The sequence below is a fragment of the Ruegeria sp. HKCCA6707 genome (genome assembly GCF_013033515.1).
Lineage (GTDB): Bacteria > Pseudomonadota > Alphaproteobacteria > Rhodobacterales > Rhodobacteraceae > Ruegeria.
The window spans coordinates 24,577-37,051 of sequence record NZ_WQEG01000006.1; the positions used below are offsets into that span (position 1 = coordinate 24,577).

The following is a 12,475-nucleotide window of genomic DNA, read 5'->3' on the forward strand; positions in this document are numbered from 1 at the left end:
GATGACGCCACAGGACCGTGCAGTAAAAGCAGCCGCCACAATGTGGGGGCGGGATCAAGCCTCGCAATGGGCCGGGATGGTCTTGGACCATGTGGATGAAGGCGCTGCGACGCTGACGCTTGAGGTGCAGGCGCATCATTGCAATGGCCACGGGATTTGCCATGGCGGCGTGACCTTTATGCTGGCCGACAGCGCCTTTGCCTTTGCGTGCAACAGCCGAAACGCGGCGACCGTGGCACAGCACAACGTTATCAGTTTCATAGCCCCCGCCCGTCGCGGCGATCTGCTGACGGCGCGCGCCACCGAGCAGAGCCTGGAAGGGCGCAGCGGTATCTATGACGTGACGGTGACCAATCAGGACAACGTCAAAATCGCCGAGTTTCGCGGGTTTTCCCGGGCCATTGGAGGAGTGGTTTTTGATGAAAGCTAGAACAGGGGGGATGGCATGAAAGATCTTACACCAAACCGCGCGGATCTTGACCCGATCGAGATCGCCTCGATCGACGAAATCCGCGCCTTGCAATTGGACCGGCTTAAATGGTCGCTGCGCCACGCCTATGACAATGTACCGATGTATCGCCAGCGGTTTGATGAGGCGGGCGTGCATCCGGACGACCTGCAAAGCCTTAGCGATCTGGCGAAGTTTCCGTTTACCTTCAAGAACGACCTGCGTGACAACTACCCGTTTGGTCTGTTCGCTGTTCCGCGTGAGCAGATTATCCGACTGCATGCGTCCTCGGGCACAACCGGCAAGCCGACTGTTGTGGGATACACTCAGCGCGATATCGACAATTGGGCTGATCTCGTCGCCCGCTCGCTGCGTGCCAGCGGGTTGCGCAAGGGCGATACCGTCCACAATGCCTATGGCTATGGGCTGTTCACCGGTGGCCTGGGCGCCCATTACGGCATCGAGAAACTGGGCGCGACGGTGGTGCCGATGGGGGGCGGGCAGACGACAAGACAGGTTGATCTGATCACCGATTTCAAACCCGATGGGATCATGGTCACGCCGTCTTATATGCTCAACATTCTGGAGCAATTCCACAAGGTCGGCTTGGACCCGCGCGCATGCTCGCTCTCTGTCGGTATCTTTGGGGCCGAACCCTGGACGGATTCGATGCGGGCTGAGGTCGAGCAGGCTTTCGATATGCACGCGGTCGATATTTACGGTCTGTCCGAGATCATGGGGCCTGGGGTCGCCAATGAATGCGTGGAAACCAAAGACGGTCCGGTGATCTGGGAAGATCATTTCCTGCCCGAGATCATTGATCCCGAAACCGGCGACGTGCTGCCGGATGGTGAAATGGGTGAGCTGGTCTTTACCACCTTGACCAAAGAGGGCTTGCCGATGATCCGCTATCGCACGCGGGATCTGACGCGGCTGCTGCCGGGGACAGCGCGGTCGATGCGGCGGATGGAAAAGATCACCGGACGCTCGGATGACATGATCATCCTGCGGGGCGTCAACGTCTTTCCCAGCCAGATCGAAGAGCAGGTTCTGGCCACCGGAGGGCTGGCCCCTTATTACCAGATCGAGCTTTACCGCGCGGGCCATTTGGACGCGATGCGGGTGCATGTCGAGGCGCTGCCGGATGCTGCGGACGAACTCAGCAAAACCGCTGCCGCCCGTATGCTGAGCAAACGCATCAAGGACGTCGTTGGCATTTCGACCGAGATCGATGTCGGCGACCCCGGCGCGGTGGAACGCAGCCAGGGCAAAGCACGCCGCGTGATCGACAATCGCAACAGCTGACCCAAAACCGGAGAACAACACTTGGCCCGAACGATTGCCAAAGATCACGACGACAAGCGCAGCCACATCCTGAAATCCGCCGCACGTGTCTTTGCGCGCGAGGGGTTTGACCGGGCCTCGATGTCGCAACTCGCCCGGGAATGCGGGATCTCGAAGGCCAATATCTACCACTATTACGACAGCAAAGACGCGATCCTGTTCGACATGCTGGAAACCTATCTGCATCAGCTGCGCGATGCGATCTGTGGGCTTGATCTGAAAGGGCTGGACGCACAGGCGCGATTGCGGCGTGTAGTGCAAGAGATCCTGGTGGCCTATCAGGGTGCCGACGACGAACACAGGGTGCAGTCGGCGGGGCTGACTGCCCTACCGGACGAGCAACAGGTTTTGCTGCGTGGCTATCAGCGTGAACTGGTTGTTTTCCTCAGTGATATTCTGGCAGAAAACGCGCCGGCATTGCGCGAAGACAAACGCAGGTTGCGGGCTGCGACGATGTCCGTTTTTGGCATGTTGAACTGGTTTTATATGTGGAACACCGACGCGGATGAGGCCGCCCGCAAAGACTATGCCGCCCTGGTCAGCGATCTGACGCTGAACGGGCTGAAGGGTCTTTAGCGGTGACGTGATTTGGCAAATCCCGCGCGGTCTGTTTCAATACCCGCCACGGAGGACGATCATGCACAAGCCAGAACGGTTCGAAAAGTTCTACTTTGCCAAGGTTGGCCTGGGCGAAGCGTGTGGCTGTGCGGAAAAGGTGATCGACGTCTACGAGTTCAATCGAAAAGGCGGGTCACAGGCTACAGGCGCTGTGCAAAAAGCCAAGCCTCGACACCGCTCCCTGCGGTCTTTTGCGTTGAAATACGGGTTGATCAGCCGGGCCCGGCGCTAAGGCCCAGTTGGGTCAGAACCCGCGTCGTTTCGGCCTGCCATCTGGCTTTTAATTCGGCGCCCGTCATGCGGCGCAATCCCATTGCCTGCAAGGACTTGAACTTTTCTGCGTCACTGGCCCCAAAGCTGACGGCGACCCGAGGCCACCAATAGTCGACCGAGGCCTGAAGCTGCGAGTCATTCCCTTGTTCGACCAGTTTCACAACCCCTTCAAGCGCCAGTTCGCCATGATGGGCCTCGATCGGTGCGATCGAACGAAACGCCTCGGCCAGAGGTTGATACGAGACGGTCGAAAATTCGGCCAGTTGTTCGGCCACCGCGCGGCTCATCAGCAGGTTCATCACAACCGCATCAACCCAACCGGTCAGCGGGTAGTTGAAGACGGCCAGTCGCATGTCATGTTCGCTGCGGCTGGCACCGATATCGGCATCCCGGTCCAGACGCGCGGTCCAGGGGTGATGCGTCGCATAGCGCTGTGTGTCCGCTCCAAACTCTCCCATGATCTTGAGAACACGATCTGCGTTGTCGGTCTTTTCCAGCACGATTTTGGCTGCGGCAATGCGTTCCTTGATCCCCGGACCCTGATTTATGATGTCCGCAAAACCTGCGGCCCCGGCCAGTTCGCTGTCGACAAAAGTTGCCATCAGCTTCATCAACTCGGCCCGGTAGCGCGGAGGCACGTTGGTCGGGTTGGTCAGAACCCCGCCTGCGGCCAGATAGCTGTCGAGGGTCATGCTGTCTGTCATTGGGCCGTCTCCCTATTGGTCGTAATCCACAACAACGCGGTCTGTGACCGGATAGGCCTGGCAGCTTAATACATATCCTTTTTCGACCTCGTAATCCTCAAGCGCATGATTTGCGAGCATCTCGACCTCGCCCTCGATGACCCGGCAGCGACAGGTCGAACAGACCCCGGCCTTGCACGCAAAGGGCGCGTCCATCGCGTTGTCCAAAGCTGCCTCGAGTATGGATTGATCCTTGGGCATCGTGATCGTTTGCGTTGACCCGTCCAGCGTGACCGAGGCGCTGGTCTGGTTGGCTTGTGATGCCGCATCGCCATTGGTGACTCTGCGTTTGGCCCGCCCGGGTTGCGCACTGGCAAACAGTTCGAACTTGATCTGCCCGTCCTCTAGCCCATGGTCTTTCAGCGCGGCCGCAATGCCAAGCATCATTGGTTCGGGCCCGCAGATGAAGGCCGTATCGACAGTCTTGATGTCGATCCAATGCTCAAAAAGCTGGGCGCATTTCTCTTGCGTGACCAACCCCGTGAACAAGTCGATATCCTGCGCATCGGTTTCCAGAATATGGATGACGTTCAAACGCCCCATATGAAGATTCTTGAGATCCTCAAGCTCTTCCCGGAACATGATCGTGTTCACGCCTTTATTGGCATAGACCAACGTGAAACGAGAATGGGGCTCTTGCGCCAGCGTGGTCTTCAGGATCGACAGGACCGGAGTGATCCCGGACCCACCAGCAAAACCCAGGTAGTGCTTTTCAGCAGTGGGATCGATCGCGGTGAAAAAGCTGCCCATGGGCGGCATCGCCTGAACCCTGTCACCTACCTGCAAATCGGTGTTGGCCCAGGTCGAAAACGCACCGCCCTCTACCCGTTTGATCCCCACCTGCAATACGCCCTCATCTTTACCTGCACAGATCGAGTAGGACCGACGCAGCTCCTCGCCGTCAAAATCGCGCCGAAAGGTCAGGTATTGCCCCTGCGTGAAGTCAAAAGCATCTGCCGCACCATTCACGGGCTTTAACGTCACCACCACGGCATTGCGGATAGTCTTGTGTATGTCGGTGACTTCCAGATCATGAAAGCGTGCCATCCGGCGCTCCTCCGTCAGATGCACTTGAAATAGTCAAAAGGTTCCAGGCAGTCGGTGCAGCGCCAATGGGCCTTGCATGGGGTCGATCCGAACTGACTGACCTTCTCAACGGCAGTGCTGCCGCAATGGGGACAGCGCTTGGGCCCACCTGCGGGTTGGGGTGGAGCGATGCCATATGCCTCAAGCTTGGCGCGGCCCTTGTCGCTTAGCCAGTCGGTGGTCCAGGCCGGGGCGATGCTTGTCTTGATCCGCAGATTGTCGATCCCGTGGTCGCGCAGCGCTGTTTCGATGTCCATGCTGATCACCGATGTGGCCGGGCAGCCGGAATAGGTTGGCGTCACCGTCACCTGCAACATATCGCCTTGCCACTGCACATCGCGCACAATTCCCAGATCAACGACCGAGATTACCGGGATCTCGGGGTCGGGAACCGCGTCCAGCCAGTCCCAGACCTGATCGGTTGAGGCCCGCATGTGCCTACCACTTTGCGCCGGGATAGGCGCGTTGCAGCCATTGCATCTGTGTCAGCAGATGGCCCAGATGTTCGGTATGCATCCGCCCGTCGCGCCCACCTTTATGGGCAAACCGGCTTTCGGGGATCGTCAGAGTCGCGGTGTTCAAAACGCGTTCGACCAAAGCATCATATTCTGCGCGCAGATCGGCGGGGTAGGGGGCAATCCCTGCGGCAACCATCTGCGCATCAACGTCATCGCTTGCAAACATCTCGCCCACGTAAGGCCAGAGATAGTCCAGCGCCTCTTGCATCCGGGCGTGGCTTTCCTCGGTGCCGTCACCCAACCCGACAACCGTGTCGCCCGAGCGTTCGAGGTGATAGGCGACCTCTTTACTGGCCTTGGCGGCAATCGCTGCGACCCGTTCGTCCGAGGATTTGATCAAGCGCCCCAACATGATCGAGTGCCACGCGTCGAACAGAAACTGGCGCATCAGGGTGCGGCCAAAATCCGCGTTCGGAACTTCGACCAGCAGCACGTTTCTGAAGTCCCAGGCATCGCGCAGAAAGGCCAGATCATCGGCGCTTTTGCCACCGTCAATCTCTCCGGCAAGACCCAGCCACATCTGCGTCTGTCCGATCAGATCCAAAGCCGTATTGGCCAGCGCGATATCTTCCTCCAACACCGGTGCGACACCACACCATTCGCTGACGCGATGCCCCAGGATCAGGGTGTTGTCGCCCATGCGCAGCAGAAATTGCAGGAACGCCTCGTCACGGGTCATCACATCGCCCCCACTTCGTCGGGAATGTCGAAGAAGGTGGGGTGACGATATACCTTGCTTTCGCTGGGCTCATACATCGGCCCTTTGTCGCTGGGCGATGAGGCGGTGATCGCGTTGGCCTCGACGACCCAGATCGAGACCCCTTCATTACGTCGCGTATAGACATCGCGCGCGTTCTTGATCGCCATTTCCGCATCCGGCGCATGCAGCGAGCCGACATGGCGATGGCTCATCCCATGCTGCCCGCGAATGAAGATTTCCCACAGGGGCCATTCGTTGTTCATGTGGTGCCCTCCCTAAGCTTTACTCTGCCGCCAGATCGCGTGCGCGTTTCTTGCGCGCGTGGGCCAGCAACCCGTCGCGCACCCATTGGCCGTCATCCCAGGCTTTGTTGCGGGCGGCCAGACGGTCCACGTTGCAGGGGCCGTTGCCTTTGATCACGTCAAAGAATTCGGACCAGTCCGGTTCCGAGAAATCATAGTGCCCCCGGTCCTCGTTCCACTTCAGATCAGGGTCGGGGATCGTCAGGCCCAGATACTCAGCCTGCGGCACCGTCTGGTCGACGAATTTCTGGCGCAGCTCGTCATTGGTATTGATCTTGATCTTCCAGGCCATGGATTGCGCGGAATGGACGGAGTCCTTGTCCGATGGTCCAAACATCATCAGCGACGGGAACCAGAACCGGTTCAGCGCGTCCTGCGCCATCCTCTTCTGTTCCGGAGTGCCCTCGGCCATCTTGCGGATCGCGTCATAGCCTTGACGCTGGTGAAAGCTTTCTTCCTTGCAGATGCGGACCATGGCGCGGGCATACGGTCCGTAGGACGTCCGCTGCAGCGGAACCTGGTTCATGATCGCGGCCCCGTCGACCAGCCAACCAACCGCGCCGATATCGGCCCAGTTCAGGGTCGGGTAATTGAAGATCGACGAATACTTCATGCGCCCGTCCAACAACATTTGTGTCAACTCGTCCCGGCTGACACCCAGTGTTTCGGCGGCACAATACAGATAGAGCCCATGCCCGGCCTCATCCTGTACCTTGGCCAACAAGATCGCCTTGCGTTCCAGCGTGGGCGCTCGGGTGATCCAGTTTCCCTCGGGCAGTTGGCCGACAATCTCGGAATGGGCATGTTGACCGATCTGGCGGATCAGGGTCTTGCGGTAATCATCAGGCATCCAGTCTTTGGGTTCAATTTTGATATCCGCGTCGATCTTGTCTTGAAAGTTGCGTTCCTGCTCGGTCATCTCTTCGCGGGATTTCAGGCCCGTACCTGCGGTCTTAACCATCTGAGCGTACATGTCGGGTCTCCTCCCTTACACGCGTTCAAGAATAAGTGCGGCACCCTGTCCGACGCCCACACACATTGTACACAGCCCATAGCGCCCGCCCGTCCGGCGCAGGTGATAGGCGGCGGTCATCACCAGCCGCGCGCCCGTCATGCCCAGCGGGTGACCAATGGCTATGGCCCCACCATTGGGGTTCACATGCGGTGCGTCATCCGCGAGGCCAAGCGCGCGCAATGTCGCCAGTCCCTGCGAGGCAAAGGCCTCGTTCAACTCTATCACATCCATCTGTTCGATGCTCAGCCCCGCGCGGGACAACACTTTGCGCGTTGCCGGAACCGGGCCGATGCCCATCACGCGGGGCTCAACCCCGGCGACCGACATGCCCACCACACGGGCGATGGGTGTTAGGCCGTTCTTAGCGGCTGCGGTCTCGTTCGCCAGCAAAATGGCTGCCGCACCGTCATTGACGCCCGAGGCATTGCCAGCGGTTACCGTCTTGTCCGGCCCGTTGATCCCTTTCAGACCGGCCAGCTTATCCGCAGTTGTTCCGGGGCGCGGGTGCTCGTCGCTGTCGACTACGATTGGATCGCCTTTGCGCTGAGCGATTGTGACCGGGGTGATCTCCTCCTGAAACACCCCGGCCTGGTGCGCCTTCGCCCATCGGGCTTGGCTGCGTTCCGCAAACGCGTCCTGATCGACGCGGTTGATACCGTAATCTTCCGCTACGTTATCCGCTGTTTCAGGCATCGAGTCGATACCAAACTCACTTTGCATCTTCGGGTTCACAAAACGCCAGCCTATCGTGGTGTCATAGATCACAGCATTTCTGCTGAAGGCCGCGCCGGCTTTGGGCATCACAAACGGCGCCCGCGACATGCTTTCCACGCCACCGGCGATGGCCATGTCATAATCTCCGGCCCGGATCGCCCGGGCGGCCATGCCAACAGCATCCATGCCGCTGGCGCAAAGACGGTTGATTGTCGTGCCGGGCACATCCACAGGCAACCCGGCCAAAAGCGCCGCCATACGCGCCACGTTGCGGTTGCTTTCACCGGCCTGGTTGGCATCCCCAAAGATCACATCATCCAGCGCAGCCCAATCCACTTGCGGATTGCGCGCCATAAGCGCCGTGATCGGAACCGCTGCCAAATCATCCGGACGCACCTGGCTTAGGCTGCCACCATAGCGCCCGATGGGGGTGCGCTGTGCGTCGCAGATAAAAGCGTCCATTGGATGATCTCTCCGTATTTCAACGCCGCTAATAAGCGACCGATGGGTCGATTAATAAGTGCGTGCGCGATTCGAGGCAAGAGATATGTAACGCGATTTCACGAAAGCCAATAATCTTGTAACGTTAATGTGCGACCGGTATACGAGGTGAAAAGATGCACATGATCGGTGCCAGCGGCGTGCAGGTACCAACAACAGGTGCGGCGATGCAGGCTTGTGTGCGGCCAGACCGCAGGTCAGTCTTGGATAGACCACACAGCCGGCGCGCGAACGCACCATGGAGGAGCGCAATGACTCAAGCCATCCGATACGAAAAGCACGGGGATATAGCGGTACTCGCCGCACAAAACCCGCCAGTGAATGCATTGGGCATCGATGTTCGACGTGGCTTGCTGGACGGGCTGGAACGCGCGGAAGCCGAAGGTGCAAAGGCCGTGCTGATCTATGGCGAGGGGCGCACCTATTTCGCGGGGGCTGACATTCGTGAGTTTGGCAAGCCGCTGCAAGAACCTGGGTTGCCCGCACTGTGTGACCGAATCGAAGCGTCACCCTTGCTGATCGTGTCCGCCCTGCATGGTACCGCGCTGGGCGGCGGGCTCGAGGTGGCTTTGGCCAGCCATTATCGCATCGCCGTCCCAAACGCCAAGATCGGGTTGCCAGAGGTCAATCTGGGAATCCTCCCGGGGGCGGGTGGGACCCAACGCCTGCCGCGTGTTGCGGGGGTCGAGGCCGCGCTCGGCATGATCACCACCGGACGCCACGTACGAGCTGCCGAAGCATTGGATCTTGGCATCCTCGACCGCGTGCAAGACGGCGCGCCACGCGAAATTGGCCTGTCCTACGCGCAGGAACTGCTCGAAGAAGGGGCGCAACGTCGTCCGGTTTGCGACATGCCTGCACCCGACCCCATCGACTTTGATGCCGCTTATGACGCGGTGTTGAAGAAGGGCAGGGGCCAGCTTTCTCCTGCAGTTGCAGTACGCGCGGTTCAAGCCGCTTGTGAGGCCGAGAGTTTTGCAGCCGGGCAAGCCCGCGAGCGTGAACTGTTTCTGGACCTGATGGAAACAGACCAGCGAAAAGGTCTGATTCATGCGTTTTTCGCCGAACGCGCGGTGGCCAAGCTGCCAGAGCTTAAGGACATAGAGCCGCGCGAATTGCGCCATATCGGCATAGTGGGCGGCGGTACAATGGGGGCGGGCATAGCAACGGCGATGCTTTTGGCCGGGTTACAGGTCACTCTGCTTGAGATGTCCGCCGAAGCGGCACATGCAGCGAAAGAGCGTATCGCAACAAACCTGGTCGGAGCTGTCAAACGCGGCAAGCTTAGCCAAAGCGCATATGATGACCTGCTGCGCAACCAACTTGCGCTGGCCACGGAATACGACGCATTGACCACCGTGGACCTGGTGGTTGAGGCAGTGTTTGAAGATATGGAGGTCAAAAAACAGGTTTTTGCCCAATTGAACTCGGTCTGCAAGCCGGGCGCCGTGTTGGCGACCAATACATCCTATCTCGATATCAACCAGATTGCGGCGTCCATCAGCCGTGCTTCAGATGTCATCGGGTTGCATTTCTTTTCCCCCGCGCATGTGATGAAACTGCTCGAGGTCGTGGTGGCGGATAAGACCGCGCCGGATGTCGTTGCAACGGGTTTTGCGCTGGGGCGGCGGCTGAAGAAGATCTCGGTGTGCGCCGGGGTTTGTGACGGCTTTATCGGCAATCGAATTTTGTCCCAATACCGGGCTTGCGCCGATCACATGGTGCTGGATGGGGCCAGCCCGTTTCAGATCGACAAGGCGCTGACTGGTTTTGGTTTTGCCATGGGGCCATTCGCAGTGTCTGATCTGGCGGGGCTCGATATCGGCTGGGCGACGCGGAAACGCAAACGGGCGCTGGGAATGGACCCGCGGGCGCGGGACAGTACCTTTGCTGATGCGCTGTGCGAAGCAGGGCATTTCGGTCAGAAAACAGGACGAGGATTCTATGTCTATGAATCGGGTCAGCGCAGCGGCACGCCGAACCCTGATGTCATGCCTCTGATCGAGGCGGATCGCGCGGCACAGGGCATCACATCGCGAGAATTTTCCGACGAAGAAATTGTTCAGCGCTATATGACGGCCATGGTCAACGAAGCGGCTAAGGTTGTGGGCGAAGGTATCGCGCGCCGCCCGTTGGATGTGGATGTCACTAAGCTTTATGGCTACGGGTTTCCAAGGTATTGGGGCGGGCCGATGAAATGGGCAGATCTGACGGGCTTGCCTGAGGTTCTGGGCAACATTCAAAACTTGGCCAAGGAAGATGCTTATTTTTGGCACCCTGCGCCCTTGCTTGAGCAGTTGGTCGCTGAGGGCCGATCGTTTGACGACTTGAACGCATAGGTCGGACCGCAGAACCACAAAAGGAAATGCTCCCGCGCCCGCGCAAAACTGGCTGTGCCAGTTCCGCGAACGGGCTTGGGCCGGGCATCACGCGCAGCGCGATGCCCGGCCCAACAAGAGAAGATGTTCCGTAAGGAACGTCGACGATTGGCGGGAGCCGTTCGGCTTAGATGCTAGCCGTTGGTGGACTCGGCCGCGGCCCGAATGGCGTGGATATTTGCACCATAGACCTCCGGTGTGTCCACGGATCCGCCTTTGAACACTGCCGATCCCGCAACCAGCACATCGGCCCCGGCTGCGGCCACCAGAGGAGCGGTTTGCGGATCGACGCCACCGTCGATTTCGATATGGATCGGGCGGTCTCCGATCATCTGGCGCAGCTTGCGGACCTTGCCGGTCATGTCGATGAATTTCTGGCCACCAAAGCCCGGGTTAACCGTCATGACACAAACCAGATCAGCCAGATCCAGCAGGTGTTCCACCGCCTCGGCCGGAGTTCCGGGGTTCAAGGCGACACCGGCTTTCATGCCAGCTGCCCGGATGGCTTGCAGCGTGCGATGGGTGTGCGCGCCGGCCTCGACATGAGCGGTCAGGATGTCGGCGCCCGCATCGGCATAGGCCTGAATATAGGGATCAACTGGCGCGATCATCAGGTGCACATCCATCACCGTTTTCACATGTGGGCGAAAGGCTTTCACGGCAGGCGGGCCAAAGGTCAGGTTGGGAACAAAATGCCCGTCCATGACATCGACATGCACCCAATCGGCACCTTGTGCTTCGATGGCCTGAATCTCGGCGCCGAAATTGGCGAAATCGGCAGACAGGATCGACGGGGCGATCTTGATGGTGCGGTCAAAGCTCATGGAGGCCTCGTGTCAGCAAAGGAGTCGCGGACGCATATACCCGGGCCGTGGGGCAAAGGACAGCCCCAGCGCAATATGCGCCGTTACAAAACTTTCACCTCATTGACACACAGGTTTTGAACAGCCCCGATAGCAGACCGCCCAACAAGAACAGGGGGCATCGCGTGCTGCGTATCACGAAACTGACCAAACGCTTCGGCGATACCAAAGCCGTCGACGCGGCTTCGCTGGATGTCGACAAGCCCTGCATGATCGGGATCATCGGACGCTCGGGCGCTGGTAAATCGACCCTTCTGCGCATGGTTAACCGGCTGACGGATGCCACTGAAGGTCAGATCCTGTTCGAAGATCGCGACATCACGCAGCTGAAGGGCCGAGATAAACGCGCCTGGCAGGCTGACTGCGCGATGATCTTTCAGCAGTTCAATCTGGTTCCCCGCATGGATGTGGTCTCGAACGTTTTGCATGGCACGCTGAACCGCCATTCGACGCTTGCGACGATGTTCAATCTGTTCCCGATGGCCGAGATCCACCGGGCCATTGATATCCTTGATCGTCTGGGCATTGCCGAACACGCTCCGAAACGCGCCGAGGCGCTTTCCGGTGGCCAGCAGCAGCGCGTCGCCATCGCGCGTGCCTTGATGCAGGATCCCAAGATCATTCTGGCCGATGAACCGATTGCCTCGCTTGACCCGATGAACGCTCAGGTCGTGATGCAAGCGCTGCGCCGCATCCACGAAGAGGATGGCCGTACAGTTATCGCCAACCTGCACACTCTGGACACGGCGCGCCGCTATTGTGACCGCGTGGTCGGCATGCGCGACGGGCGCATCGTGTTTGACGGGTTGCCCGAACAACTAACTACCGGCGTCGCCCGCGAGATCTATGGCGCGGATGCCAGCTTCTCGGAAGAGGCGACCTCGACCGAGATCGAAACGCTCGACGCCAACCGCGCGGCCCTGATGGAAGCTGAGGCCACCATCTGAGCCACCCCAACCCTTTCATCGCCCG

Annotated in this window: 14 protein-coding genes; 6 read left to right on the forward strand and 8 right to left on the reverse strand. The window is 59.4% G+C overall.

Annotation, left to right across the window (positions count from 1 at the left end):
- Nucleotide 1: 1 nt before the first annotated feature.
- The 4 genes from paaI to GOW40_RS14950 all read left to right on the forward strand — a co-directional run bounded on the left by paaI (nt 2) and on the right by GOW40_RS14950 (nt 2,642).
- Nucleotides 2–430: a hydroxyphenylacetyl-CoA thioesterase PaaI gene (paaI, locus tag GOW40_RS14935; RefSeq protein ID WP_171131740.1), complete on the forward strand. Its 429-nt coding sequence runs from the start codon at nt 2–4 to the stop codon at nt 428–430.
- 15 nt (nt 431–445) lie between these two features.
- Nucleotides 446–1,753 (forward strand): phenylacetate--CoA ligase PaaK, encoded by a 1,308-nt coding sequence (gene paaK / locus GOW40_RS14940; RefSeq protein WP_171131738.1) that lies wholly within the window; start codon nt 446–448, stop codon nt 1,751–1,753.
- 21 nt (nt 1,754–1,774) lie between these two features.
- Nucleotides 1,775–2,368 carry a TetR/AcrR family transcriptional regulator gene (locus tag GOW40_RS14945; protein WP_171131736.1) on the forward strand — a complete coding sequence of 198 codons (594 nt, stop codon included), beginning with the start codon at nt 1,775–1,777 and terminating at the stop codon, nt 2,366–2,368.
- A 61-nt stretch (nt 2,369–2,429) separates the two neighbouring features.
- A complete protein-coding gene (locus tag GOW40_RS14950) occupies nt 2,430–2,642 on the forward strand; it encodes a hypothetical protein (RefSeq protein ID WP_171131734.1) in 213 nt (70 codons plus the stop codon).
- Here GOW40_RS14950 and GOW40_RS14955 read toward each other — a convergent pair.
- From GOW40_RS14955 to pcaF, 7 genes are read right to left on the reverse strand one after another with little or no spacing between them, the layout of a single operon-like run.
- The gene (locus GOW40_RS14955) at nt 2,623–3,387 is read right to left on the reverse strand and encodes a Phenylacetic acid catabolic protein (RefSeq protein WP_171131732.1); all 765 of its coding nucleotides are present in this window, start codon (nt 3,385–3,387) and stop codon (nt 2,623–2,625) included. The genes GOW40_RS14950 and GOW40_RS14955 overlap by 20 nt on opposite strands.
- A 12-nt stretch (nt 3,388–3,399) precedes the next feature.
- Nucleotides 3,400–4,473, reverse strand: a complete 1,074-nt coding sequence (locus GOW40_RS14960; protein WP_171131730.1) for a 2Fe-2S iron-sulfur cluster-binding protein — start codon at nt 4,471–4,473, stop codon at nt 3,400–3,402.
- 14 nt (nt 4,474–4,487) lie between these two features.
- Entirely contained in the window at nt 4,488–4,946 is a 459-nt protein-coding gene (paaD, locus tag GOW40_RS14965; protein ID WP_171136566.1) for a 1,2-phenylacetyl-CoA epoxidase subunit PaaD, read from the reverse strand.
- Nucleotides 4,947–4,950: 4 nt separating this feature from the next.
- Nucleotides 4,951–5,709, reverse strand: a complete 759-nt coding sequence (paaC, locus tag GOW40_RS14970; protein WP_171131726.1) for a 1,2-phenylacetyl-CoA epoxidase subunit PaaC — start codon at nt 5,707–5,709, stop codon at nt 4,951–4,953.
- Nucleotides 5,709–5,993, reverse strand: a complete 285-nt coding sequence (gene paaB / locus GOW40_RS14975; protein WP_171100670.1) for a 1,2-phenylacetyl-CoA epoxidase subunit PaaB — start codon at nt 5,991–5,993, stop codon at nt 5,709–5,711. Before paaB ends, paaC begins: the two co-directional genes overlap by 1 nt.
- A 19-nt stretch (nt 5,994–6,012) precedes the next feature.
- Entirely contained in the window at nt 6,013–7,005 is a 993-nt protein-coding gene (gene paaA / locus GOW40_RS14980) for a 1,2-phenylacetyl-CoA epoxidase subunit PaaA (protein WP_171131724.1), read from the reverse strand.
- Between the two features lie 15 nt (nt 7,006–7,020).
- Nucleotides 7,021–8,223, reverse strand: a complete 1,203-nt coding sequence (pcaF, locus tag GOW40_RS14985; protein ID WP_171131722.1) for a 3-oxoadipyl-CoA thiolase — start codon at nt 8,221–8,223, stop codon at nt 7,021–7,023.
- Between the two features lie 290 nt (nt 8,224–8,513).
- Here pcaF and GOW40_RS14990 point away from each other — a divergent pair, with 290 nt between their 5' ends.
- On the forward strand, nt 8,514–10,601 hold the full coding sequence (locus tag GOW40_RS14990) for a 3-hydroxyacyl-CoA dehydrogenase NAD-binding domain-containing protein (protein WP_171131720.1): 2,088 nt from the start codon (nt 8,514–8,516) through the stop codon (nt 10,599–10,601).
- A 173-nt stretch (nt 10,602–10,774) separates the two neighbouring features.
- On the opposite strand, the gene rpe is transcribed toward GOW40_RS14990, so the two are convergent.
- Nucleotides 10,775–11,464, reverse strand: coding sequence for a ribulose-phosphate 3-epimerase (rpe, locus tag GOW40_RS14995; RefSeq protein ID WP_171131718.1), 690 nt, complete (start codon nt 11,462–11,464; stop codon nt 10,775–10,777).
- A 164-nt stretch (nt 11,465–11,628) separates the two neighbouring features.
- On the opposite strand from rpe, the gene phnC reads away from it, so the two are divergent.
- Nucleotides 11,629–12,450 carry a phosphonate ABC transporter ATP-binding protein gene (phnC, locus tag GOW40_RS15000; protein WP_171131716.1) on the forward strand — a complete coding sequence of 274 codons (822 nt, stop codon included), beginning with the start codon at nt 11,629–11,631 and terminating at the stop codon, nt 12,448–12,450.
- Nucleotides 12,451–12,475: the final 25 nt, after the last annotated feature.